The sequence below is a fragment of the Pedobacter paludis genome, assembly GCF_003173575.1.
In the GTDB taxonomy this organism is placed as follows: Bacteria; Bacteroidota; Bacteroidia; order Sphingobacteriales; family Sphingobacteriaceae; genus Pedobacter; species Pedobacter paludis.
Window position 1 is genome coordinate 188,899 of record NZ_QGNY01000001.1, and the last position, 23,797, is coordinate 212,695.

General features: G+C 38.4%; 24 protein-coding genes, 1 tRNA gene and 1 pseudogene. 9 read left to right on the forward strand and 17 right to left on the reverse strand.

What is annotated here, in order from left to right; genetic code table 11:
* Positions 1-6 precede the first annotated feature (6 nt).
* The 5 genes from DF947_RS00845 to DF947_RS00865 all read left to right on the forward strand — a co-directional run bounded on the left by DF947_RS00845 (position 7) and on the right by DF947_RS00865 (position 3,170).
* The gene (locus tag DF947_RS00845; protein ID WP_146202857.1) at positions 7-765 is read left to right on the forward strand and encodes a hypothetical protein; all 759 of its coding nucleotides are present in this window, start codon (positions 7-9) and stop codon (positions 763-765) included.
* Positions 766-869: 104 nt separating this feature from the next.
* Entirely contained in the window at positions 870-1,139 is a 270-nt protein-coding gene (locus DF947_RS00850; protein ID WP_109927802.1) for a helix-turn-helix domain-containing protein, read from the forward strand.
* Entirely contained in the window at positions 1,139-1,438 is a 300-nt protein-coding gene (locus DF947_RS00855) for a hypothetical protein (protein ID WP_240615290.1), read from the forward strand. Before DF947_RS00850 ends, DF947_RS00855 begins: the two co-directional genes overlap by 1 nt.
* 210 nt (positions 1,439-1,648) lie before the next feature.
* A complete protein-coding gene (locus tag DF947_RS00860; RefSeq protein ID WP_109927803.1) occupies positions 1,649-2,197 on the forward strand; it encodes a BfmA/BtgA family mobilization protein in 549 nt (182 codons plus the stop codon).
* Position 2,198: 1 nt separating this feature from the next.
* Positions 2,199-3,170 (forward strand): DUF5712 family protein, encoded by a 972-nt coding sequence (locus tag DF947_RS00865; protein ID WP_109927804.1) that lies wholly within the window; start codon positions 2,199-2,201, stop codon positions 3,168-3,170.
* 203 nt (positions 3,171-3,373) lie between these two features.
* Here DF947_RS00865 and DF947_RS00870 read toward each other — a convergent pair whose 3' ends face one another.
* The 5 genes from DF947_RS00870 to DF947_RS00890 all read right to left on the reverse strand — a co-directional run bounded on the left by DF947_RS00870 (position 3,374) and on the right by DF947_RS00890 (position 7,755).
* Positions 3,374-4,243 carry a hypothetical protein gene (locus DF947_RS00870; RefSeq protein WP_109927805.1) on the reverse strand — a complete coding sequence of 290 codons (870 nt, stop codon included), beginning with the start codon at positions 4,241-4,243 and terminating at the stop codon, positions 3,374-3,376.
* A gap of 183 nt (positions 4,244-4,426) precedes the next feature.
* A complete protein-coding gene (locus tag DF947_RS00875; RefSeq protein WP_109927806.1) occupies positions 4,427-5,152 on the reverse strand; it encodes a hypothetical protein in 726 nt (241 codons plus the stop codon).
* 652 nt (positions 5,153-5,804) lie between these two features.
* Positions 5,805-5,936 carry a hypothetical protein gene (locus DF947_RS22570; RefSeq protein ID WP_262510061.1) on the reverse strand — a complete coding sequence of 44 codons (132 nt, stop codon included), beginning with the start codon at positions 5,934-5,936 and terminating at the stop codon, positions 5,805-5,807.
* A 312-nt stretch (positions 5,937-6,248) separates the two neighbouring features.
* Positions 6,249-6,836 carry a hypothetical protein gene (locus DF947_RS00885; RefSeq protein WP_109927808.1) on the reverse strand — a complete coding sequence of 196 codons (588 nt, stop codon included), beginning with the start codon at positions 6,834-6,836 and terminating at the stop codon, positions 6,249-6,251.
* 4 nt (positions 6,837-6,840) lie between these two features.
* The gene (locus DF947_RS00890; protein WP_109927809.1) at positions 6,841-7,755 is read right to left on the reverse strand and encodes a HEPN domain-containing protein; all 915 of its coding nucleotides are present in this window, start codon (positions 7,753-7,755) and stop codon (positions 6,841-6,843) included.
* 332 nt (positions 7,756-8,087) lie between these two features.
* Between DF947_RS00890 and DF947_RS00895 the strand changes: the two genes are divergently transcribed.
* Entirely contained in the window at positions 8,088-8,312 is a 225-nt protein-coding gene (locus tag DF947_RS00895) for a helix-turn-helix domain-containing protein (RefSeq protein ID WP_109927810.1), read from the forward strand.
* Between the two features lie 23 nt (positions 8,313-8,335).
* On the opposite strand, the gene DF947_RS00900 is transcribed toward DF947_RS00895, so the two are convergent.
* The 7 genes from DF947_RS00900 to DF947_RS00930 form a co-directional block, all read right to left on the reverse strand.
* A complete protein-coding gene (locus DF947_RS00900) occupies positions 8,336-8,971 on the reverse strand; it encodes a hypothetical protein (RefSeq protein ID WP_109927811.1) in 636 nt (211 codons plus the stop codon).
* On the reverse strand, positions 8,971-9,390 hold the full coding sequence (locus tag DF947_RS00905) for a hypothetical protein (RefSeq protein ID WP_109927812.1): 420 nt from the start codon (positions 9,388-9,390) through the stop codon (positions 8,971-8,973). The genes DF947_RS00900 and DF947_RS00905 overlap by 1 nt, the downstream gene beginning before the upstream one ends.
* Positions 9,391-9,846: 456 nt before the next feature.
* The gene (locus tag DF947_RS00910) at positions 9,847-10,392 is read right to left on the reverse strand and encodes an ORF6N domain-containing protein (RefSeq protein WP_240615291.1); all 546 of its coding nucleotides are present in this window, start codon (positions 10,390-10,392) and stop codon (positions 9,847-9,849) included.
* A gap of 71 nt (positions 10,393-10,463) precedes the next feature.
* On the reverse strand, positions 10,464-11,681 hold the full coding sequence (locus DF947_RS00915; protein ID WP_109927813.1) for a site-specific integrase: 1,218 nt from the start codon (positions 11,679-11,681) through the stop codon (positions 10,464-10,466).
* Between the two features lie 249 nt (positions 11,682-11,930).
* Positions 11,931-12,003 (reverse strand) — tRNA-Lys (locus tag DF947_RS00920).
* A 201-nt stretch (positions 12,004-12,204) separates the two neighbouring features.
* Positions 12,205-12,900: an NUDIX hydrolase gene (locus DF947_RS00925; RefSeq protein WP_109927814.1), complete on the reverse strand. Its 696-nt coding sequence runs from the start codon at positions 12,898-12,900 to the stop codon at positions 12,205-12,207.
* A 3-nt stretch (positions 12,901-12,903) separates the two neighbouring features.
* Complete coding sequence (locus DF947_RS00930) at positions 12,904-13,575, reverse strand: HAD family hydrolase (protein ID WP_109927815.1); 672 nt, start codon at positions 13,573-13,575, stop codon at positions 12,904-12,906.
* A 133-nt stretch (positions 13,576-13,708) separates the two neighbouring features.
* Here DF947_RS00930 and DF947_RS00935 point away from each other — a divergent pair, with 133 nt between their 5' ends.
* A complete protein-coding gene (locus DF947_RS00935; RefSeq protein WP_109927816.1) occupies positions 13,709-14,860 on the forward strand; it encodes an aldose epimerase family protein in 1,152 nt (383 codons plus the stop codon).
* Between the two features lie 186 nt (positions 14,861-15,046).
* Here the strand turns inward: DF947_RS00935 and DF947_RS00940 are convergent, their stop codons facing one another.
* The 5 genes and pseudogenes from DF947_RS00940 to DF947_RS00960 all read right to left on the reverse strand — a co-directional run bounded on the left by DF947_RS00940 (position 15,047) and on the right by DF947_RS00960 (position 19,154).
* Positions 15,047-16,216, reverse strand: a complete 1,170-nt coding sequence (locus DF947_RS00940; protein ID WP_109927817.1) for an alpha-hydroxy acid oxidase — start codon at positions 16,214-16,216, stop codon at positions 15,047-15,049.
* Positions 16,217-16,339: 123 nt separating this feature from the next.
* Positions 16,340-17,161 carry an amidohydrolase family protein gene (locus DF947_RS00945; protein ID WP_109927818.1) on the reverse strand — a complete coding sequence of 274 codons (822 nt, stop codon included), beginning with the start codon at positions 17,159-17,161 and terminating at the stop codon, positions 16,340-16,342.
* Between the two features lie 3 nt (positions 17,162-17,164).
* Positions 17,165-17,500 (reverse strand): annotated as a pseudogene (locus DF947_RS00950) (L-rhamnose mutarotase).
* Positions 17,500-18,354 (reverse strand): fumarylacetoacetate hydrolase family protein, encoded by an 855-nt coding sequence (locus DF947_RS00955; RefSeq protein WP_109927819.1) that lies wholly within the window; start codon positions 18,352-18,354, stop codon positions 17,500-17,502. Before DF947_RS00955 ends, DF947_RS00950 begins: the two are co-directional and overlap by 1 nt.
* A 35-nt stretch (positions 18,355-18,389) precedes the next feature.
* Positions 18,390-19,154 carry an SDR family NAD(P)-dependent oxidoreductase gene (locus DF947_RS00960; RefSeq protein ID WP_109927820.1) on the reverse strand — a complete coding sequence of 255 codons (765 nt, stop codon included), beginning with the start codon at positions 19,152-19,154 and terminating at the stop codon, positions 18,390-18,392.
* A gap of 337 nt (positions 19,155-19,491) precedes the next feature.
* Here DF947_RS00960 and DF947_RS00965 point away from each other — a divergent pair, with 337 nt between their 5' ends.
* Together DF947_RS00965 and DF947_RS00970 are read left to right on the forward strand one after the other, a co-directional pair.
* On the forward strand, positions 19,492-22,242 hold the full coding sequence (locus DF947_RS00965; RefSeq protein ID WP_109927821.1) for an alpha-d-galacturonidase: 2,751 nt from the start codon (positions 19,492-19,494) through the stop codon (positions 22,240-22,242).
* Positions 22,242-23,795 (forward strand): MGH1-like glycoside hydrolase domain-containing protein, encoded by a 1,554-nt coding sequence (locus tag DF947_RS00970; RefSeq protein WP_109927822.1) that lies wholly within the window; start codon positions 22,242-22,244, stop codon positions 23,793-23,795. The genes DF947_RS00965 and DF947_RS00970 overlap by 1 nt, the downstream gene beginning before the upstream one ends.
* Positions 23,796-23,797: the final 2 nt, after the last annotated feature.

Here is a 23,797-nt window from a genome sequence, read left to right on the forward strand (position 1 = left end):
TATATTATGAAACCTAGCTATTTTAAACCCCGTAAATCCTTTTCGTTTTCCGCCCATCAATTTGATTTAGGAACCTTCATGGGCTTGTGGCACAGCCATGATGACAACCATTTTCTGTTGAAGATATACAGAATGGAGGAAAAAGAATTTCCAAATTTCTATAGTTATCATCTGGAATACGCGAAATTTAATAACCTGACCAGTGAAGAGGACTTTTTCCGCCATGTCTGGCAGACTGTACAAACTAGGATCAGACACATCGAGATACAAGATCCTTTTTCTCGAAACCACGCCATGCATAGGCAGCAGCTTGAAAAGCTCCAACAATTCCAAAAATACCTGAACAGCATAGACGAGTGGAACGCAAGGCCATCCCATATCGTAATCGCCGAGAAAGATGAACTCATTCAGAACCAGAAAATAGAGATCGAAAAACTAAATACCAAACTTGCAGAACTAAACGAATACGAAGTTTCACTCAAGGTCCTGATCGATGATGGCCACCTGCCAACTTTCATAGATGTTATTCAACAGCTGCGGGAACTGCAACTTCCATCGGGCAGAAAACTCTTAAAGAGCGACCACAAAATCCCTTATGCTAAGATGATTGCCAAATATTTCTCGCATGGCGGAAAGGACATTCCCATCGAAACCGCTCGAAACTACTTTGTCGACAAAAAAGGAGATGTAACTATTAAAGGTACTTCAATACAACCAGAACATCGGCTCTTCAAAGTTATCCCAATAGACCCTGCCAAAAAGTAGCAGGCAATACATCTATTGTATATGACCAGACCAATCTGACGGTCATTGTTTCCAACCTTTCCCATCACAAATTTGCTTCTGTAAACTTAAAAACGGAGGCAAATATGCAGATCGAGATCCTAACCAGAGAAGAGCTCCAAAGGTTCAAGTCCGAACTTATTGAGGAGATCAAACAGACCATCAGAACGCATGAAACGGTAACCAATAAACAATTCCTTCGAAGTTCGGAGGTAAGGAAGCTATTGAAGATTTCTTCGGGCACATTGCAGAACCTCCGAATCAAGGGGATATTGCCCTATGAAAAGATTGGCGGCATATTCTACTATGCACATGGGGACATCGAACAGTTGTTGGGCGAAATCGGAAATTCGTAATGGGAACGGCAGAACAACTGGCGAGCTTTCTGAAGCTTGCCAGCGGGAACAGGCGTTTCCGTCAATCGCACCTCAGCCTATATTCGGCATTACTCATGTATTATGAAAAAGCATCTCGCCAAAACCCGTTTCGGGTATCAAGGCGTGAACTGATGAAACATTCGGCCATCCGTTCCTATGCGACCTACCACAAATGTATGGGCGAGCTGATCGCAAACGGACTCATCGAATACGAACCGTCGTACCATCCGAACCTTTCCAGCCGTGTTACCTTGTTGGACAATAACGGTGAACCATGAGGGGTAGCCGCATTGCAGAAAAGTCCTTTTCCTTCTTCGGGAAAAGGAGCAAGCGGAAGTTGGGCTGCGCCCTACTTTGCTTGCCCCACGCTGCGCAGTGGGGGTTTCGAGAACCCTCCAAGGGTTCTCGTCCACTGTTAAAGTGCCATGGAAGTGAAAATGGGAACTCCCGTAAGGGTGCGATATAACTGGTTATAAAGATATACGGATATGCAGGAAACATTGAGAACGGTAAAATATTCGGTAAGTGATGATGTTAAGTTTGAGAAGATCGCCCTGAAGCTAGGCAGGTCAAAGCGGCAGGTATTCTCCCAGATGGTGGATTATTTCTATCGGAGCAAAAAAGATCCTACCGACCTTAACGACGAACTTTTGAAAAACACGATTCTAAAAGGACAAAAGGAATACATCGGCTTCATCAAAACACAGGAGGCCGAACTGCTTATTCCCATCAAACGTGATTCGGCTAGGATGATCGAAGCGATGAAGAAGATAATTGACCGCTTCAATGGTCAGATACTGAAGCATAATGATGAGGTGCTGTCAAACCAGTCGGCACAGGTAAAAAGACTGGGCACTTTGCACGAAGTAGCCACCAACATCGAGATGAAAATAATTACAAAGGAAAGGTTGAAAAAGAATTTCATGCTGATACTGAACAGCTACATCAGGGAACGGGAACGAATGGGCATGATGACATCGGGCAAGGAAAAAGAAGAACTAGCCGAACAGACGCGTAAACAAATAGAACTGCTCTGATATGTACATCAATATTACCGATAGCCTAACCGCAAACAACAAGGGAAGCAGCAGGGAGTTGGTGCAATATCTTGAAAAGGAGAACAGGATCAACGATAAACTTGAGCCGGAATTTTGGTTCAATCATAGTGGCAGCAGGATCGAATCCTATGAGGTGCGGCATGCAATAGATAGCAATATTGCAAAGCTCTGCAAGACTGATGCAAAGTTCTTTCTGGTCAACATCAGCCCCAGCCAAAAAGAATTGAAATATCTTGAAGAAAGCTATGGTAAAAAGGAGATGAATAAACAGTTGAGGAAATATGCCGAAAAGGTAATGGACGAATATGCAAGAAACTTCAAGCGTGAAGGAATCAGTTCCGCTAAAGACCTGATGTGGTTCGGCAAGATCGAGAACCATCGCTACTACTGCCACAAGGACAAAGAAGTATTAAACGGTGAAAGGAAACGTGGTGAGAAAAAAGGGGGAAACCAAATGCACATTCAGATTATCGTAAGCCGAAAGGATGCCACCAACAGGATCAAACTGAGCCCGATGAACAATTCGAAGGGCAAGAACGAGGCACATTCCAAAAAGCTTGGACAGTTCAACCGTGTGGCGTTCAAGCAATCGGGAGAGACCATCTTTGATAGGCTCTTTGGTTTTGACAGGGGGCTAAAGGAAACTTTTGCGCATGCTAATGTCCATAAGAACGGTAGCACTGCACAGAGGGAACAGATGGATATTCTTGAACTTTCCAACGATCCACACCACAGTAACGCCCGTATTAATTTACTGGCAAGGGATGTAGCAGATGGGCTTTTTCACTCGGTTGCGGATATGGTCAAGGTAACAGGCCAATCGATCAGTGGATTTATCGAGGCAATGCTGGAACCAGTGCAGTCGATCGAACCTGACGTAAATCCAGTGGAACTTGCAGCACGGAAAAGGCGGAAGCGACAGATGCAACAAAACCAAGGCCTCGGGCGGTAGTGTCAGATTTTCCCCCCCGCGCATTTGCGGCCTTCAAAAACGGCCAGCTCACACAGCCCCACTGTTTTTGCTCTGGTGTTTACGGAAAAGGTTTGGCGGTTTCCTGCCGTTTGTTTTGTTGGTCGGGATAATTCTATTTGATCCTACGCTCTGATGTAATCGCTGCGAATGCCAGTACTGCCGCCACTTTTATCAAAAATCCCTTACCACAATGTCCAGAATTTGTCCTTTTTAATTAGTTTTTTGACGTATAAGGATTTTAATGGTTGTGGTTTTGTTTTTTCAGATTTTAACTGTTTGTCCATCATTTCATTCATGTTCCATCCAGATGTAAATGTTGGCTTGAAGTGGTATCCCTTTCCACTCCAGTTTTTTACATCATATTCAAAATCAATATCGATTTGTCCAATTACTTCATATAGCATCGAATAATTTTTGAAATACAAGTCTGGCATGTACCAAGTCACCTCAACTTTATCTTCCCAGCTGGCAAAATTGAGAATTAATACTTCAGAATTTTTAATGTCATCCAAAGTGGGCTTTGCTGAACTATTCACTCTCGTTGTAGCAACTAAATTGTAAGCTGTTTCAGGATTTTTATCCGAAGCCAAGACTATTGCAGCTCCGAAATTTCCATTGTCCAGTTTGAAGCTTATGCAGTCACCAGTAGAAAATACCGGGGTTTTTAAGTTAGCTTTTTTACGAGGCTTTGGCTTAGGCCTGTTTGTTCTTAATTTGTCTATAAATTTTTCTAATGAAATTCTGCGTTTCTTAATGCCTCCTGCGGTTGCGCCAAGGTCAAGCCAGATTTTCAACTCTTCGCCACTTTCAATTATGTTTTCAATTTTATTTAATATCTGGAGATTGAGAGAATTAGTTTCCCAAAGCGCAAGACCAAGGGCAAACCAAAGACTGTTTTTCTCTTCTTCGATTTCCAGTATTTCCCAATTGTCATTGATTATTTTTTCTGAAATAGCATGTGGCTCTGCACCTTTATTATATTGGTCAAAAAATTCACTATATATGTCAGCAAATGCGTCGTTGTCCTTTATTGTAGTTCCCCAATTTCCCATTATTTATTTGAATAAGTACATGTATAGTCAGGTAGGCATTTTGAAAGATATGTAATGCCCCGAGGCTTGCCGAAGTTGGCGGGCTTGCATTAATTCTATGCGATATAATATGTTGAAGATGAATTTCCCGCCAATTTTGGCAAACCTTTGTTATGTGCAGTTTATTTATGATTCTATTGATTATTATTTTTTCTTCTTTTTTCTTTTTTTCTTTGTTTGCTTATCTTTCTTTAGTTCTTTTTTTAATATTTTCAGTAGAGCTCTCGTTTCGTCAACACTAGGTTTTTCTCTTCGTTTTTGTCCCGCTACCTTTGCAATTTTTCGAAAAACCTCTATAATCCCAGATTTATCATTCGGATCAGATTTGCCCAACAAGTTAGCAAATTCATCTTTCATCTCCTCACTTGCGACATCAGCAAACTCTTCTTCAATTATAGCTTCTTCAACTTTTTTGTCAATTGTAGATACCCCAGCATAATAATTATTTATGTAGATTGTAAACTTATTCAATTGATTGTTATCTGATAAAAAGTTTACCATATCTTGTTCTTTATCAGTTAATGTTTTATTATCAATCTTTGGTTTTAGTAATGTTAAAATTTGTTTACCAACATATTTTACTAAGTCGGTAGCGTATGTCCCTACAAATCCACTTAATGCTGCCATTGCAAGCCACTCATGCCAAGTATCAGGTTGAAACAACGAAAATTTAACTGTAACCTCGCCATTTTTAGAAACTTGATCTTCATATTCAACTCTATAAGTATATCCATAATAAACAGCTCTTCTGGCATAATCACTGAGCTTTTTATATTCTGATTCATCAGTTCTATTTTGACAATTCTGGCAAAGTAGACTGTCATTTATATGGCCACAATTAGTACATAGATATTTAATAGAATTTGACATAACTCTTTTCTTGTGAAATTTCGATAATTCAGATAATATTATTAAATGTATGGAACTTCTTTAATAGTGCACAGTAAATTATCCGATTATATCCGAATAACATCTGACTAGATGTTTCTTATTTCTCATCTTTGTAAAGCGAGATCCTTTGGATAAGCCTAAAGTATTTATTCTATTTACAATATACCTAGGCTAGCAGATGCAAGTTCTGCTTCTTTTTCGGTTATCCGAAATGTCTCGCGGCGACCAAGGTTTTAATTTTCATGTCATGAGAGACCTTATAAACCAAGAAGAATTGGGTTCAATCCCATCAGCGAAATTGTCCATGAACTTCAGACTAAGAAAACGTGCGTTGGCGGAGCCTGCGAGCCAAAAAAGCCGAAGTGTGCTGATGAAAAACGTAGACTCAAAGTTTTCCCGCATCTAGTTGTTCCAACGTGCATGAATAAAGGATGATAGTGTTTACGATTATGTGCCACAAATTCCATTAGTTGAAAAAAGCTAATAAGTACTGGTTTTGAAAGTGGGCAGTACGTTGTTATTTATGCAAAAAAAGGGAAACTTATTATCTAAATTGAGAATGAACAATAACAAAAACTGCCGGCAAATATTGTCGGCAGTTTTTGTTATTACAGGCTATATAAGTATGAAATTAATCTCCCTTCTTATGTTTGTGTGGTTTAAGAGAAGGAACATTTTTAGGAGTTTCCTTATTATCGTGTTGACGTTTATCTGGTTTTCCAGTCGATTCAGCAATTCGTTTTGGTCCTGGCTTAATTCCCATATTTTTTTAATTTAAGTGATTAATAATCTTAAAGTTAGTTAATTAACTATAGAAACAAGACGTAAGTTATCAACACTAGCTCTTCGGTTGCTATGAAAGCTTGCAGATTTGCCAGATGAGCGGTATGCGCCCAATATTGCACATAACTCTGTATTTGCGAATCCTAATACCTTAAACATATATAAACGAATATACTCGTGTATAGCTATTATTAATATATAGTTGAGCAAACTTGACATCGATAAATTATGCAGGTTATTAAACACTATTTAGATCCAGCTGAATTTGAGGCTGGAAGGTGTTAAAACGAATTTAAGCCTTTGTCTCAATGCGCTGACTGATCAGCCACATGGCCTCGAACAGTTTTACCAATTGTTCGTAAACCATGATCACCTCAGCTTTGGTGAGGCTTTCTTCCATAAAGGAATTACTCAGTGCATCATAGAGCCATATATTCAGGATTTTTCTATAACCATCTAATGTATGGAACTTGAACATTTTCCGGATGACAGATGATGGCTTAATGATTTCCCGAATGGTCAGGTTTTCTGGATAGTCAGAGAGTTTTTTCCTTTCCATTTTGACGTACCAATCGGCAATGTTGTTTTCGTTTTTAACATCGATTTTAATCCTGCCGAGCTTTTTGCCCTTCAACAGCCAAGCCGCCTCCATCAGTTTTATGGTCAGTTCATGGTCGTAGAGCAGGCTAGCGGGACTTCGGTTGTTAGAATTTTCGGATTCAAAAGCGGCATCATCGCGCCATTGCTTCAGCATCTTCAAATGGTCTGGCAACCATGAGGCACTAAAAAAATTGTGCACCACTTTAATTGGCTCCGCTATTTCATCATTGTCGAGATAAACGATCCTGTTTTTCGATAGTTTCTTTATATGCTTTTCCATGGCTTCAATCTTCTATTTGTTCAGTGGTTCCAACTTGTACAGCTTCGGTATTTTTTAGGATTGCATGAAGTGCGGCTTCCTGATCTAGCAGTTCTATTTTATCATCACACATCTTTTTAACCAACAAAAGAAAAGATGCCACCCGTTGATAAAGATTTTCCGCATCCTGCCGAGAAACCGTAAAATCATCTTTATAGCGTGAACCAGAATAGCTCTTTGCCATTACATCAAATAACCTTTCATCTTCGGCAGTAGAAAGAAATAGTTGAAAAGGCCGTTCAGAAAAGCATTGGCACAGACGGAGCAAGCGGTAAAGGTTATGGAACTCCGAACGGTAGGCGATATGAACCCTGACCAGACAGATGCAGGCCTGTTCTACGGCCTGATGGAGCATAAAGGCGCAAATTCCAAACTGTTCCTTCTCCAAACATTCGGATGCGCACATCAGAAATCCATCAGCCAGCGGTATGCGATGTTCATAATGTTTAAGTGCTTTTATCGCGCCCTTTGTGGGGATAAACGGAGGTATTGGATCACCGTCTAATAGTCCATCTTTACTAAAGAGCAGTTTTCCAGTTGCAAGTACTGATATAAAAAAGCGACTGTTATGCTGAACCGCATCCATAACCGACTGTTTGCCGTGGCAGATGATGGTAATTGTCCCCTGCCGATAATTGGTATTGGCAAAATCCTGCATTTCGTAATCAACTCGGGTTGCGCTTTCCGTAACTGCTAATAGGCAATAGTCACATTTGAAAGAGACTAGGCTCTCATTGAAGCAGCCTTTGGAAGTATGAGTGTAGCGGTTCTGCGAAAAGTTGAAGATCTGTAGCGGTTCGAACTTCTGGGCGAGCCGTTGGGTAAACTCCCTGAAATGGACAGCGTGGTTGGCTTCTGGTGATAATTTTGATGGTTCCATATTGATCTCATTTTAATTGCTGTTAAATGAGTCTCAGGATGAGCAGAAACATAAATGTGGGATCTGCCAACCATGGTTACATAAAAGTTCTGAAGCCTTACGTCAACATGGATTTACAGCAGATCCCACATCTATGCGGATATACAAATATAGCACATCCAGCCATAGATATGGTATTTTTCTGCTGTCTTGCGTTGACGGCTTCAGATTTTGTAACCGCAAGACTCTTAATAATTGCTATTCTTATTTCTTATACGAATATAAATAAAAAATCATAAAAGAGTGCTATAGCACGGCAAATATTTTTTATTTATTACTTACTTAGATAGCAAATGGGACAAATAACTGAAATAGAACAATACATTATTGACAAGGTGAGGGAGAAAAGAATCAAGGCGGGGTTAACTCAAGCTGTATTATCTGTTGCTATCGATCTCAACCCTAAATTTGTCGGAAATGTTGAAAGGTTGAAGACTGATGACAAGTACAACATCAATCATTTAAAAAAGATTGCTGAAGTTTTGGGGTGTTCGATTAAGGACTTTTTTCCAGAGTGAAAGGAGCAATGTGTTAGTACGAATCAATCTTCATCTAGTATTTTTGCATTCTCGTTTTGTATCCAGACCGACACTAGAGCGTAGTAATCTTTAAAACCTAGTGTATTTACATCTGCCTTCATACTCTGACATAGTATAGGAAGAACCTCCATAAATCTTTGGTATCGATCTTTATAATAAATTGAGCCAGGAAGTTTTTTTGATGCTGCTTCTGATAACCAGTCACGTATTAAGCCTACAGTAATTAATACATCATTCTTGTGCGCGGGGAAGTCATATCCTGCTAAATCGGAAATCATTCTTTTATAACGATGTGGCTCGCTATCTAATACCAAGAAGTTTTTTTTCTTGTGATATGATTCACCATAATACTTGCATCCCATAAATATACCTAACTCATAAGGCATATTATACCTTGGTAATGGGCTGTCATCAGTGATTTCTATGCAAGATAAATCATGAATTCCATAACGACAATCCTGAATTATTTTAACAATTTTGTCAATTCTCACTCCCTCACCGTTTCCAGTTTCCAAGGCACATCTAGCAATAAAACCGCAATCATGGATAGTATAAACAATTGCTCTAAAAATATTTAGAAATGTTCCGTCAAATGCACAATTAATAAAAACGTTACGGTCGTAATCTTTTGTCTTCATTATTTCTTAGAAGTAGCCCTTTTAATGTTTGCCTTTCCTTGACTCTTTTTCACTGTTGATTTCTTCACAACAGTAGCTTTCTTAGTATCGGGCTTAGTTGAAATTCTCGGTGTTTTGATTGTAGATGCCGTAGAAGCTTTTATTTTAGTGGGCGAGGTCTTTTTAAGAATTTTACCACTTATATTAGAAAGTGCACTGACGGCCTTCGATGCTTTGGCAATGGATTTCGAAGATATGGAAGGATTTGTTTTAATCTTCGCACTTTTAGCTTGACTATATTCTTTTCGCAAAGTGGCAAGCTTCTTGTTACTTCGGGCATCGGAACCATCAGGATTTCTAATCGCGCCTGGTTCAAGCCCCAGTTTTTTCTCCAAATTACCGACCTGAATATCAGATCTTACTTTTCTACTTTTGGTCATATTGCAATTTATAACTAATTTTCGATTCAATTATCATATGAAGATGTGATAAGTTAATAAGGTAAGATACATATTATGAACCCAATACCATCACTTCCGCTTTGCTATTAGGAATTTACCGAATTAGTAATAAATTCTATAAAGCAACATGGTCAGTCGTTTGAATTTAGGAATTTTTGCAACAATGTAGGCGCTAACGCGGTCAGAGATGGTCTTGTTAAAAATCCTAATCCAATTGGCCATCAAGCTATTTACTATCCCTTACAAAGAGAGGATGAATGTATTGTCCGTCAAGTGCTATGGGATTTAATTGTTAAACGTATTTTGACTATAGGCGATTTTTATAATGATACATGGCCATGGGTTAGTGTAACGGAACAAGGAAAAGCATTTCTGATATCAAAAAGTGAAAATATTAAATAGACCCTAGCGAGTGCATATAGAATGCTTGACCCTCTAAAAATCATCAGCCTTAAAACCAATCCTTTTCCTTGGGGGATTAGGCCGTTCTTGCTTTTCTAAAAGTTCATCCAGATAACGAAATACGATTTCCATATTCTTATCCTGATTATCCAACTTGTTCTTTATTTTTTCAATCTCCAAACGTATCTCTGTGTTATCCACAAACATCTGACGCATACGGGTAAATATGCGCATAATCTGGATATTCACCGCTATCGCCCTGTCACTATTAAGTATGCCAGAAAGCATAGCGACACCCTGTTCGGTAAATACATAAGGGGCTTTTCTTGTTCCGCCCCAACTTGATGTTCCATTTTGGAACATCAAGTTTTTAAATTCGTCATCGGTTAATTGAAACATGAAATCTTCATCTGGAAAGCGCTTTAGATTTCTGCCGACCGCTTTATTAAGGTTGCGGGTTTGCACCTCATATAGTTCAGCAAGATCTTTGTCGACCATCACTTTCATCCCCCTGATATGATAGATTTTATTCATTACTATCTCGTCAGGCACTAACAACCCATTAGTTTCTCCACTCATATGCTTTGATGTTTTTGTAAATATTAAGCTCAATATTCTTGTGGATGACTGGCTTAAATTTATGTCCAATATTAAATAATTGCTAATTTCTTTTTCAACATCATCATGTCTTCGCTTACCTTCATGTCCAAAATCTTCGCATAGTGCTGGGTAGTCCTGATGTTCGTATGTCCAAGCATCTTGGAAACGCTTTCTATCGGTACACCATTCAATAGCGTAACGGTAGTGGCAAAGGTATGGCGGGCAATATGCGAGGTGAGTTTTTTCTCAATTCCGCAGAGGTCGGCAATTTCTTTAAGGTATTCGTTCATCTTTTGGTTACTGGGAACTGGAAGAAGCAAGCCTTTATTAAGGCAAACCTTGTTGGTGGCATACCTGTCGATGATATTGACTGCCGTAGGCAATAGCGGAACCGATGACCTTGTTTTGGTTTTCTGCCTATTGGTAAAGATCCATCGGTCGCCATCAATTCCCTTTCTGATATTCTCCTGTTTCAGTTTAAAGACATCTACATAGGCAAGACCAGTAAAACAACAGAATATAAAAACATCTCTTACCTGCTTCAATCTCTCCGATAAAAACTCTTTGCCCGCGATATGGGCCAATTCCTCTTTGTTCAGATAAAAGCGGTCGACATTCTTCGTCTTGCCTTTATAAGCGGTAAACGGCGATTTGTCTATCCATTCATTCTCCATACAGATGCGAAGGATTTTTCCGAGGTTTTTGATGTTTTTGACCACATAGTTATTCGCGCAGTTCTTGTCAGACCTTAGATAATGGTCAAATCCGTTGAGAAATGCCTGGTCGATAGTTCTAATGTCCATATCGGCTGTACCATATTTCAAAGGGATAAAAACCTTCAGGTGCGTTTCCAGAACCCTGTAACGGTTCAATGTGCCACGGACATAATCTTTACCCACTAGCTGTTCCATTTTTAGGTTATGGTCTGCAACAGCTTCCAATAAGGTATGGGAATTGGTGAGCGTACCCAAATAACTTGATTTGATGGCGTCGGCAGTAATCGGCAAGCCCATATCGAAAACACATTGATGGGCATAATAAATTGCATTCTGCAACTGGTCAAGATGGGTGTTCAATACCTTGATCTCTTCTTTTGAGCCGATGGCTCGGCCGCCTTTTGCATTCCATCGTTTGGGATCGCAATCACGATTGGTGGCCATCTCTGCACGGTTTCCTTCTACAGTAATCCTCATATAGATCGGCACATTTCCACTTACATAGTTCTTTTGCTTTTTCAGATAGAAAAGCAGACTAAAATTGGTCTTCATAATCTAACGATTAAAGGTGAAACAAAGATAGCTTTGCAACTAAATCTACACAAGATGTTCAGTTTATAACAACCTGTTCAATAGATGATTATGTACCATTCGGTGAGTCAATTTTAACCGTTTTGCCTTACTCACCGAATCACTCACCAAAGTTTTGTGAATTCATGCGATTTTTGGCAGTTCCCTAAAAGCAAAAACCCTGCTAATCGTGCGATTGCAGGGTTTTATACGTTTTGATAGTCTTTGGTGTGATCCCGCTGGGATTCGAACCCAGGACCACTACATTAAAAGTGTAATGCTCTACCAGCTGAGCTACGGAATCATTTCCTTTTGTTTAAGGAGGTGCAAATATAGAAATTAAAATCATTCGTGCCAACATTTTTTTCTAAATGTTTTTAATGTTTTTTGTTTAGGCAAATATGGGCTATTGTAAGTGCTTGATTTTAAAATTTGTACATCCTAAGGATAATGGTTTTTACACGAACTAATTTGAAAAAATTAATCAAAAAAGTTTTTTAACCGATTATTTTGCCTTCGGAATGAAGTTTAAGAAAGACTGAAACTGAGCTTTATGCTTGTTTTTATCTAATTTAAAGTAAAAGGCACCCCGTCTAGAACTCGATTTATCTTTCTCTGTTTGTTTAATTAATAAACCGCTGGCTGTTATTTTACGGATAAAGTTCCGGTTATCAATCGGAGCATCATAAACCTGCTCGTACAAGGCCTGAAGTTGTGGTATGGTAAATTTTTTAGGAAGCAGTTCAAATAAAATGGGATGTAGGGCCGCCTGATAACGGATTTTATCCATCGCGGCTTTAACCATTGCATCGTGGTCGAATATAAGTTGAGGCACATCCTTTAACTTAAACCACTCGGCATGATATTGATCGTTGATCTGCTTGCTGTATTTATTAATGTCAATCAAAGCAAAGTAAACAACAGAAACGGTACGTTCGATTGGATCACGATCTGGACTTCCATAGGCGTGAAGCTGTTCCAGGTAAACATCGTGCAAACCTGTCAGTTCTAGGAGAATCCTTTGCGCTGCACCATCCAGATCCTCGTTAGCACCTATAAAACCGCCCATTAAACTCCATTTGTCTTTAACGGGCTCTATGGCTCTCTTAATTACTAAAAGCTTTAATTGATCGCCATCGTAACCAAAAATAATGCAATCTACTGCAACTAAAACCGGATTTTGATTTATATATTTTGCCATGGATTAAAATAGAGTGTTTAAAATAGGAGCGTTGTAATCGGTAATAAAATCTAAAACATTAGGATAATCATCAAATTCTTCGATTGTATGGGTGGTTGTAAGCACTATACATTTCATTCCTGCATGGCCTGCAGATTCTACCCCTTTCGGCGCATCTTCAAAAACAACACAATCTTTCGGATTAATGTTTAAAAGTTGGGATGCCTTGATGAAGGTTTCCGCATCGGGCTTGCTAATCTTAACATCATCTGCGCTTACAATGGCATCAAGGTAATGTCTGATGTTTAATCCATCCACTACAAAATCGATATTAAATGGGATGGCGGCAGAGCCAATAGCCATTAAGATATTAGCCTGTTTTGCACGTTCAAGAAAATGATCCAAACCATCAATTAAAGCTAAATGAGGGAAGTATCCTGCCTGATACCGCTTTTCCTTATCAATTGATAATCGTTCGATTTCTTCGGCGCTAAACTTATCTTTCCCGAAAACACGTTCTAAAACCTCGTGGTTTTTGCCATACATTTCCTTCTTAACGGAATCGTAGGATAAATCGGCTCCCAGATCATCATTCATGATGGAATGCCAAGCCATAGTGTGGTATTCCATGTCATTGATCATGGTGCCATTTAAATCGAAAAGAAAAGCCTTTGGCTTAAAGGTTAATTGTTGCATACGGAGCCTCTAAATTAGATGATTTTTTTGATCTTGAATAATCTGAACTTGGATCTGAACAATTATGCTTATAATCGTTACAATGACGTTAATTTATTTTTATTACTTTAGCGTTAACCAAAAATAAATCTTTATGAAAAAAATGTTTCTACAAGCATTGCCTATAACGAGCCTTTGCTTGGCTCTCGCTTTCTCTTCTTGCAATTCCAATACTTCTACAAAAAAGCAAACGGCAGAAAAAAGTGATTCCACCCAATATGATACAACTGTTGATGGCAAAAATGTAAAGCTCTATACCTTAAAAAATAAACAGGGGAGTTCTGTTTCCATCAGCAACTACGGAGGGCGGATTGTTTCATTTCTCGTGCCTGATAAGGATAATAAGTTAACAGATGTGGTTTTGGGTTACGATAGTATTGGTGCCTATCGTAAAAAAGGTGAACCTTTTTTCGGCGCTTTAATCGGTCGTTATGGCAATAGAATTGGAAAAGGAAAATTTACTTTAGATGGTAAAACCTATATTTTACAGCTTAATGATGGTGTAAACACGCTGCATGGTGGTACCGACGGTTTCTTTGGCAAGGTTTGGGATGCCAAACAGGTTGATGGACAGAAATTGGAGCTGAATTATGTATCTGTAGATGGTGAAGCAGGTTATCCTGGTAAACTTGATGTAAAAGTAATATACAGCTTGACAGATGACAACGCTCTACAAATTGATTATACAGCTACAACAGACAAAGCAACGGTTGTGAATTTAACCAATCATGCTTATTTTAATCTAAGTGGCGAAGGGCATGAAACCATATTAGATCATGAACTTATGATTGATGCAAATTTTTATACTCCAGTAGATTCGACATTGATTCCTACAGGAAAACTTCAATCTGTAGCGGGTTCTGCATTCGATTTTAATAAAGCGAAAACCATTGGTAAATCAATTGAGGAAAAAGACGAACAGTTAAAATTTGGCAAAGGATACGATCATAATTTCGTGCTAACGCATCATGACGGAAAAACTCCTGTAGCTACGGTTAAAAGCCCGATTACAGGAATTATTTTAGAAGTATACACGACAGAACCTGGACTTCAATTTTACAGCGGAAACTTCTTGACCGGCGCTGATAAAGATGGGAAGGGCGGAAAATCTTATCCTCATCGCTCAGCTTTTTGTTTGGAAACACAACATTTTCCTGATGCGCCGAATCATCCAAATTTTGCATCAACGGTTTTAAAGCCTGGGGAAACCTATAAAACGAGTACGACTTATAAGTTTGTGAAATAGTTCTTTTTATTGCTTTGCTTCTTTTGGTCTTTTCAAAAGAAGCAAGCTTTCCATATTTTGAACAGTTTTGATTTAATAGATTGCCACGGCTCGCTCATGCCTAGGCCTCGCAATGACGTATTTCTGAGGAAATGTTAATTGCCTAAGTTTTTCTGCACCCTGCTTTCAAAGTCCCCTTTAGGGGATTTAGGGGTTCAACAGCCTTTCTGCAAACTGGGCAGGTTTTTCTATCGTAACTTGTTGCATCGCTTGATACAAATGTGCTTTAAACATGTTGATGGTGTGTTCGCCGCCTTCATCGCCCAAAGCACCTACACCATACATAAATGGCCGACCCATAAAGTTAAATTCAGATCCAACCGCATGGGCTCTTGCTAAATCTACTCCAGAACGAATACCGCCATCTAACATAATTTTTAATTTGGAACGATATTCTGGATTTCCCGCCAGTTTGATTAATGATTTAATAGACGATTCTCCGGCATCAATTTGTCTTCCTCCATGGTTGGAAACAATTACACCATCAACACCGATTTGAATGGCGGCCTGCATATCTTCATCTGTCGTAATTCCCTTTAAAACCAATGGACCTTTCCAGATTTCTCTAATGGACGAAACTTTCTCTATATCAACCTTTCCTGTAAAAGTTCTATTCATAAATTGCCCGAGCTGGCTCATATCCAAACCTTTGTCCATATAAGGTTTTAACGTAGCAAAAGAAGGGATGCCATGTTGTAAGGTTTTGATTCCCCATAAAGGACGAGCCACTGCCTGCAACACATTTTTTATCGACATTTTTGGTGGAATCGATAATCCGCTTTTGATTTCTTTATATCTTAGTCCAAAGGAGGGAACATCTACCAGAACTACCAGTACCGGACATTCTACCGCTTTTAAGCGATTTAAAATATCGTCTCTTAACCTGTTTTCTGTTGGGTGATACAATTGAAACCATGCTTTCCCGTCTGATACTTCTGCAATCCGTTCGATACTGCTCGTTGATACCGTACTCAATGTATAAGGAATATCATGTTTGGCTGCAGCTTTTGCCAAAATTTCTGGAGCGTTGGGCCACATCAAACCTTGCAAACCAATAGGCGAAATTCCAAAGGGTGCACTGTATTTTCGCCCAAACAATTCAACCGACATATCAATATCTCCGCCTACGCTCAAATAGTTCGGTTTAAGATAAATATCATCAAAATCGTTTTCGTTTCGGACTAAATTAAGACCTTCATTACAGCCTCCCTCCAAATAATCAAACGCGAATTTTGGGATTCTGCTTTTGGCTTTACGTCTTAAATCGGCTACTGAAGGATATTGAGGATTATAAGGAAAGATTATTTTTTTGCTCATATTTAATTAAGTATCTCTTGAGGTATCTGGTTAAAAAGTGGAAAACTAATGTTTTATATTCTGTTATCCATCCTGTTCTATCTGCACCTTTAACCCGTTCAAGAAAATAATAGATTGTGTGATTTATAAACTATAAAAAGCCTTTGCATTGCCTCCAAATAAAAGGCTTCTTTCTTCTGTGGTAAATCTTTCGGCGTATTTGCTTATTAGATTAAACCAATCAGAATACGGCCGGCTGATTAAAACCACTGGCCAATCGCTTCCATAGAGCACACGCTTAACTCCGAAGTTTTCGAAAATGATATCGAAGATTTTAAACAATTCAGCTTCAGTCCAGTTCTTCCAATCGGCTTCGGCTAACAAACCAGACACCTTGCAATGTACATTCGGGTTTTGGGCCAGGATTTTAATGTTGGCTGTCCAATCTTTAATTTCGCCACTTTTAATATTCGGTTTTCCACAGTGATCCAGAATAAAAGGTTGATCGGGAATTTGATCGACCAATTTTATAAGATGAGTCAACTGATCGTGATAAACCAGTAAATCGTAAGTGTAATTGTAGCTTTTGAGTTTTCTTATTCCGTTTATAAAATCTTTATTCAGGATAAAGGCTTCATTTTCAGCCTGTAAAACATGCCGCCAGCCTTTAATTGACTTAAAGAAACTCCAATAATTTAAACGTTCCTCCAAATTAGGGTTTTGTAGATCTATCCAACCTACAATGCCCTTTATAAGATCGCTTTGCTCGGCTAAAGACAACAGAAAATTATTTTCCTCTTCACTTTGATTTGCCTGTACAGCAACACAGCCTGAAATTTGAAGATCATTAAATACCCGCATTAAATTTTTTGGCGTAAAATCCTTCCTGATGGCATACATGTCTTCTGTAATCCAATTATCTCTTAAGGGATCATAATTCCAAAAATGTACGTGCGTATCGATCATAATTTATGTATTGAGTTCGTAAATTAAATCCATAATCTGCCATTTTTCGCCTGGCTTACTATTGGGCAGAGCTTGCTGAAACTTCCACATTAAAGCTTCCCACTCCTGAACCTTTGCATTTGCCAAATCGGCTTCAGCCTTCTTTTCGAACGAGAAGTTTTCATTTACATCCATAATCATAAAGAGCCGATTACCAAGCTAGTAAATTTCCAGTTCTTCCACTCCGGCAGATTTGATGCTCTCTTTAATTTCTGGCCAAACGGCTTGATGATATTGCCTATAGCTTTCAATGAGTTTTTCATCATTAATCAAATCGAGGGTTAGACAATATCTTTTCATTAGGCTTCGGTATATGACTTAACGGTTTGCTTGCTGCTTCCCAAGCCATCAATTCCCAATTCAACAACATCGCCACTTTTTAAATACCAAGGCTCAGGTTTTTGTCCTAAACCAACTCCAGCTGGTGTACCCGTAGTAATTACATCGCCTGGTAAAAGTGTCATAAACTGACTGATGTAAGAAACCATAAACGGCACGTTAAAAATCAAATTTGAAGTGTTTCCATCTTGAAGTGTTTTGCCGTTAACGGTTAGCCAAAGGCGGAGGTTGTGCACATCATTAATTTCATCTGGTGTGGCAATAAATGGACCGATAGGGGCAAATGTATCGCAACTTTTGCCCTTTACCCATTGTCCGTTTCTTTCCAGCTGAAATTCGCGTTCGCTATAATCGTTGTGCAAAACGTAACCTGCAATGTGTTCCAAAGCATTTTCTTCACTAACATAACTGGCTTTCTTACCGATTACAATGGCCAATTCAACTTCCCAATCGGTTTTTTTACTGTTTTTAGGGATAATTAAATCGTCATTTGGTCCAACAATGGCAGATGTTGCTTTAAAAAATAGGATGGGCTCTGTCGGGATCGGTGCATTGGTTTCCGCGGCATGATCCTTATAGTTTAATCCAACACAGATAATTTTTGATGGACGGGCTAGGGCAGAACCTAAACGTACACCCTGATCTACCTTTGGTAAATTGGTGATTTTAATGTCTTCTGAGAGTTTTTTAATGGCGTCGCCGGCAAAGAAGGCCTCATTGTAATCGCTTACTAAAGACGATACATCGTAATATTGATCGTCGATTATTACTCCAGGTTTTTCAGATCCTGCTTCACCAAATCGTATTAACTTCATTTTAAATCTGTTTTTTTCTCTTAATTAGTACTTTATTAGTTATTTAAAGTGGTAAATCCACCATCAATCGGGTAATCACAGCCGGTTATAAAAGAGGCTTCATCGCTGCAAAGGTATAAGGCCAAAGCGCCGATTTCTTCTGGCTGTGCCATTCTACCAATGGGTTGTGTTTTAGAAAGTTTCTCGAACATTTCGGGGATGTTATCGGGATAGTTTTTTTGCAAAAATCCATCCACAAAAGGAGTATGCACTCTGGCTGGAGAGATCGAATTGCACCTAATGTTTTCGCTAATGTAATCTTTCGCCACACTCATCGTCATTGCTTTAACGGCGCCCTTTGCTGTGCTGTATGCAAATCGATCTGGCAGACCAATTAAAGCGGCAATTGATGCCATATTGATAATTACGCCGCCACCAGATTCGCGGATTTTAGGAATTGCAGCGTATAAACAATTATAAACGCCTTTAACATTTACCCGCATTACACGGTCAAAATCAGATTCTTCCGTATTATCTGCTTTGCCAATGTGTGCTATTCCGGCATTGTTTACCAAGATATCTATCTTTCCAATTTCGTTAAAAACTTTAACTACATCATTATGATTGGAAACATCGCAAGCGTAACTAAATGCTGCATTTCCATTGGCTTTTATTTCTTCCAGCGCTGTTGATGCCTGTTCAATTCCAAGTTCAATGATATGCACTTCTGCACCTTGTTTAGCCAATATTGTTGCAATGGCTTTTCCAATGCCACTTCCGCCACCGGTAACAACAGCTCGTTTATTTTGTAGTGAAAACATATTTTTTAATATAGGTTTAAATTAGAAATATTTTAATAAAATCATGGAAAGAAATAGAACGAAACAAGTTCGAAATATTCATTCATATATTTAGTTAGATTTATGAAGTACAAATAAAATGGTTATTGTTGAATAAAAATTTTAACTTTTTATCTAAAAATTAGCTGATATTGTCATAAGTAATTTGACCGTATTTTCTTTCGCAACCTACAGAAATTTTACAAAAGCAAGTCGCGATAATACTTATATTTGAATATTATTTTTATATTTAAATAATATTTTAACCAAATGTAATTCTAAACCTTCTAAAAAAAGGTTTATTTCAGAGCCAAATCGAATGAGAAATTTTCTGATATTTATTTTTTTTCTTTTGCTTTTTCCATTCTTTTCACAAGCATCAACTGATCGATTTGAAAAAAATAAAACGATTGTAATTTCGCCAGATCATAACCCTAGGATCGATTTTGGAGTAGATAAAGTTTCTAATGCACTTAAAGATGTAGGCTTTCAGGCTTTAATAAAAAACATAAACTTAAAGTTACCATTTCCAGGGGTGAAGGGTTCAATTATAATCGGAGAGCTTAATGATGATTTAATTTCTAGAAATCTTCCATTAACAGTTAAAAAGCAAGTTCAAACAGCTGGCAAAGAGGGTTTTTCAATTTACAACAATCCAAACGGTTTGCTTTATGTGATAGGTTTCGATCCATCAGGAACTTTATATGGCTGTTTGGAATTGGTTGAGCGTATTAAGGCCAGGGGCGAAATTCCGACTCAGATTGAATTAACAGATCATCCTGAAATGGTTATGAGGGGAACCTGTATTGGTCTGCAAAAAACAGATTACTTGCCCGGTCATGATGTTTACGAATATCCATACACGCCAGAAACCTTCCCTTGGTTGTACGATAAGCAATTGTGGATTAAGTATTTAGATATGATGGTGGAAAACCGTTATAATTCGCTATATCTTTGGAATGGTCATCCTTTTTCATCATTGGTAAAATTGAAAGATTACCCGTATGCAGTTGAGGTAGATGATGCAACCTTTAAAAAGAACGAAGAAATATTCCGTTTCCTTACAGCAGAGGCAGATAAAAGAGGGATTTGGGTAATTCAGATGTTTTATAATATCATAATTCCAAAGCCTTTTGCCGATAAATTTGGAATGAAAACCCAGGATCGGAACCGCCCAATTGTTCCGGTTATTGCCGATTACACCAAAAAATCTATCGCTGCATTTGTAGAGAAATATCCTAATGTAGGTTTAATGGTTGCCTTAGGAGAAGCTATGGAAGGTGTTGGGCAGGACGATATCGATTGGTTTACCAAAACCATTATTCCGGGGGTTAAAGATGGTTTAAAGGCGGCCGGAATTAAAAATGAACCCCCAATTGTTTTAAGAGCACATGATACCGATGCGCCGGAGGTAATGAAAGCTGCTCTACCTTTTTATAAGAACCTATACACCGAAAATAAATTTAACGGCGAAGCTTTAACAACTTATGCGCCAAGAGGTGCCTGGGCAGAACTAAATCGAAAGTTAGCTTCGATTGGAACGATGAATATTTCAAACGTTCATATTTTAGCGAATTTGGAACCTTTTCGTTATGGTTCTGCAGATTTTATTCAAAAATCCGTTCAGGCCATGAATAAAATTTATGGTGCAAAAGGACTTCACTTATATCCACAGGCCAGTTATTGGGATTGGCCATACACTGCAGATAAAACCAAAACCCGCGAACTGCAAATAGATCGCGACTGGATATGGTATAAGGAATGGGCTCGCTATGCCTGGAATTCTAACCGGGATCGATCAGCCGAAATTAACTACTGGGGAACTGAGCTTGCCAAAAAATACGGAACAGATTTAAGTGGTGGCAAGGCAATCTTAAACGCTTACGAAGAATCTGGTGAGATTTCGCCTAAACTTTTGAGGCGTTACGGAATTACCGACGGAAATAGACAAACGCTAACCCTGGGTATGTTAATGACACAGCTCATCAATCCATATCGCTATGGCGTTTTTACTTTAATGTACGAATCTGAAGCACCTGAGGGAGAAATGATTATAGATTATGCAGAAAAAGAATGGAAGAAACAGAGCCATGTTGGTGAAACGCCTGTTCAGATTGCAAAAGAAGTCATCGGGCACGGAAAAATGGCCGTTGAATCTATTAATCGAGCATCTGTTACTAAAGATACCGCAGAGTTTAGAAAACTTAAAAATGATATGTATTGCTACAATGCAATGGCAAATTTCTATGCCGAAAAGGTAAAGGCTGCTTTATGGGTTTTGCGGTATAAATATTCGAATAATGTGGCCGACTTGGAAAAGGCTTTACCCTTTTTAGAAAGCAGTGTGAAGTATTATACGGAGCTGGTAAGACTAACAGAGAACGATTATCTGTATGCAAATAGCATGCAAACCAAGCAGCGGAAAATCCCCATGCGGGGTGTAGATAAAACATTCATCCACTGGAAAGAAATGTTGCCTGTTTTTACAAAGGAATTGGATCATTTTAAACATAGCATCGATTCGCTTAAAAATTTAAAGGGCGATTTAACGGCGAAAATTATTCCATACAAAAATGCTGACGTAAAGATTTTATCTTCAGGTACTGAAAGTTATATATTGGATAAAAACGTTCAGGTATTTTCAGATACATCTGCTCAGATTAAAGAAATTACCGAACAGCTGGTTGGACTAAATGGGATCAAGTTATCCAAAGAACAACAGATTAAAGTAGGTACCGAAATTAAATTTAGCACGAAAATACCTGTGAAGCTTTTGGTGGGCTATTTCAATCAGAAAGATGGTAAAACGCTTTTGCCACCTCAATTAGAAATAGATGCAAGCGCAAATAATTATGGTCAAAGTGAAATAAAGATTTCCAATGCCATTGTGGTTAACGGTTTTGCTCCAATAAATGTTCATGCTTATTCTTTTCCCGCAGGAACACACACCTTAAATTTAGGAAAAGGCGCTTGCTTATTGTTGGGCTTTATTGACGATAAGCAGGAACTGCGGATTTTTAATGCAGGTTTAGATGGTCATGGGAAAGATATTGATTGGTTGTTTGAATAATGATAAATACAAAGAATTTTACAGTAATGGCTTTGTTCCTATTTTGGGGATTAAGCGGTTTTGCTCAGCAAAAATCGATTTTAGGTACAGAAAAATTAAACAGGTATGTAACCTACTTCAATTCTATTGATACGGAAGCCGTTAAGAATTTTGTGCCAAACGCACAAGCATTTAATTGGTTATCAGATAATGTTCCACTTTTCGAATGTCCGGATTCCGTTTTAGAACAAAACTACTATTATCGTTGGTGGTCGTTTAGAAAACATTTGGTAAAAACACCAGAGGGTTTCATTTTCACCGAATTTATTGAACCTGTAAAGCATGCGGGAAAATACAACTCCATCAGCTGTGCGCTTGGTCATCATATTTACGAGGGTAGGTGGCTAAAAAACACCAGCTACTTAAAAGATTATATTAATTTTTGGCTTTATCATGCTGATGTTGGACAAACCAAGCAACGGTTTCATCAATTTAGCAGTTGGGTAGATGATGCGGTTTATCAGAATTATCTGGTAAAACCCGATCAAGAATTTCTAAAAAATATTCTTCCAGCATTGGATGCAGATTATACCAAATGGGAAACCGAGAGACAATTAAAAACTGGGCTTTTTTGGCAGAACGATGTTAAGGATGGGATGGAGGAATCGATTAGCGGATCCAGAAAAGACCAGAATATGCGTCCCACCATCAACAGTTATATGTATGGAAATGCAAAAGCTTTAACCAATATCGCAACTCTTCTAAAAGATGAAAATCTAAAAATTAAGTATCAGAATAAATCCATTCAGCTTAAAAAATTAATACAGGATAGCTTATGGAATTCAAATTCATCTTTCTTCGAAACTAAGCTTGCTAAAGGTGGTTTTGCAAACGTAAGAGAGGCGATTGGTTTTACGCCATGGGATTTTAATCTTCCTGATGACCGAGCCAATTATGCCAAAGCCTGGGATCAATTGTTAGACACAGCGGGCTTTAAAGCGCCTTGGGGCTTAACAACTGCCGAAAGAAGAAACCCAACTTTTAGGACTAGAGGAACTGGGCACAGCTGTGAATGGGATGGTGCATTATGGCCATTTGCAAGTTCCCAAACTTTAAAAGGACTATCAAATTTGCTGGTTAATTATAAAAATCATGGTAAAATGACCTCAGAAATCTTTTATCAAGAACTTCATCAATATGCATTATCGCATATTAAGAATGGAAAACCGTATCTTGGTGAATATCAGGATGAAAAGACGGGCGAATGGCTAAAAGGCGACAATCCGAGAAGTAGTTTTTATAACCATTCTACTTTTAACGATTTAATTATTAACGATTTAATTGGCGTAAAACCTAGAGTGGACAACGTTTTAGAAATTTATCCATTAATTCCAAAAGGAAAATGGGATTGGTTTGCGTTAGATAATTTATCTTATCATGATAAAACAATAACTTTGGTTTGGGATAAAACGGGCAAAAAGTATAATAAGGGGAAGGGTTTCCTAATTTATGTTGATGGCAAGCAGATTTATCAAGCGAAAGAACTTAAGCCTGTTCGTGTTCCCATGAATTAGTA

Bases quoted from the DNA above. Each gene is read 5' to 3' on its own strand.
- DF947_RS00905 (WP_109927812.1), bottom strand. From the start codon at position 9,390: ATGACCAAAAGTAGAAAAGTAAGATCTGATATTCAGGTCGGTAATTTG.
- DF947_RS00885 (WP_109927808.1), bottom strand. From the start codon at position 6,836: ATGGAAAAGCATATAAAGAAACTATCGAAAAACAGGATCGTTTATCTC.
- DF947_RS00930 (WP_109927815.1), bottom strand. From the start codon at position 13,575: ATGCAACAATTAACCTTTAAGCCAAAGGCTTTTCTTTTCGATTTAAAT.
- DF947_RS00945 (WP_109927818.1), bottom strand. From the start codon at position 17,161: ATGATCGATACGCACGTACATTTTTGGAATTATGATCCCTTAAGAGAT.
- DF947_RS00960 (WP_109927820.1), bottom strand. From the start codon at position 19,154: ATGTTTTCACTACAAAATAAACGAGCTGTTGTTACCGGTGGCGGAAGT.
- DF947_RS00895 (WP_109927810.1), top strand. From the start codon at position 8,088: ATGGGACAAATAACTGAAATAGAACAATACATTATTGACAAGGTGAGG.
- DF947_RS00940 (WP_109927817.1), bottom strand. From the start codon at position 16,216: ATGAGCAAAAAAATAATCTTTCCTTATAATCCTCAATATCCTTCAGTA.
- DF947_RS00955 (WP_109927819.1), bottom strand. From the start codon at position 18,354: ATGAAGTTAATACGATTTGGTGAAGCAGGATCTGAAAAACCTGGAGTA.
- DF947_RS00900 (WP_109927811.1), bottom strand. From the start codon at position 8,971: ATGAAGACAAAAGATTACGACCGTAACGTTTTTATTAATTGTGCATTT.
- DF947_RS00865 (WP_109927804.1), top strand. From the start codon at position 2,199: ATGTACATCAATATTACCGATAGCCTAACCGCAAACAACAAGGGAAGC.
- DF947_RS00915 (WP_109927813.1), bottom strand. From the start codon at position 11,681: ATGAAGACCAATTTTAGTCTGCTTTTCTATCTGAAAAAGCAAAAGAAC.
- DF947_RS00965 (WP_109927821.1), top strand. From the start codon at position 19,492: ATGAGAAATTTTCTGATATTTATTTTTTTTCTTTTGCTTTTTCCATTC.
- DF947_RS00855 (WP_240615290.1), top strand. From the start codon at position 1,139: ATGGGAACGGCAGAACAACTGGCGAGCTTTCTGAAGCTTGCCAGCGGG.
- DF947_RS00845 (WP_146202857.1), top strand. From the start codon at position 7: ATGAAACCTAGCTATTTTAAACCCCGTAAATCCTTTTCGTTTTCCGCC.
- DF947_RS00890 (WP_109927809.1), bottom strand. From the start codon at position 7,755: ATGGAACCATCAAAATTATCACCAGAAGCCAACCACGCTGTCCATTTC.
- DF947_RS00925 (WP_109927814.1), bottom strand. From the start codon at position 12,900: ATGGCAAAATATATAAATCAAAATCCGGTTTTAGTTGCAGTAGATTGC.
- DF947_RS00970 (WP_109927822.1), top strand. From the start codon at position 22,242: ATGATAAATACAAAGAATTTTACAGTAATGGCTTTGTTCCTATTTTGG.
- DF947_RS00875 (WP_109927806.1), bottom strand. From the start codon at position 5,152: ATGTCAAATTCTATTAAATATCTATGTACTAATTGTGGCCATATAAAT.
- DF947_RS00860 (WP_109927803.1), top strand. From the start codon at position 1,649: ATGCAGGAAACATTGAGAACGGTAAAATATTCGGTAAGTGATGATGTT.
- DF947_RS00935 (WP_109927816.1), top strand. From the start codon at position 13,709: ATGAAAAAAATGTTTCTACAAGCATTGCCTATAACGAGCCTTTGCTTG.
- DF947_RS00850 (WP_109927802.1), top strand. From the start codon at position 870: ATGCAGATCGAGATCCTAACCAGAGAAGAGCTCCAAAGGTTCAAGTCC.
- DF947_RS00910 (WP_240615291.1), bottom strand. From the start codon at position 10,392: ATGAGTGGAGAAACTAATGGGTTGTTAGTGCCTGACGAGATAGTAATG.
- DF947_RS22570 (WP_262510061.1), bottom strand. From the start codon at position 5,936: ATGGGAATTAAGCCAGGACCAAAACGAATTGCTGAATCGACTGGAAAA.
- DF947_RS00870 (WP_109927805.1), bottom strand. From the start codon at position 4,243: ATGGGAAATTGGGGAACTACAATAAAGGACAACGACGCATTTGCTGAC.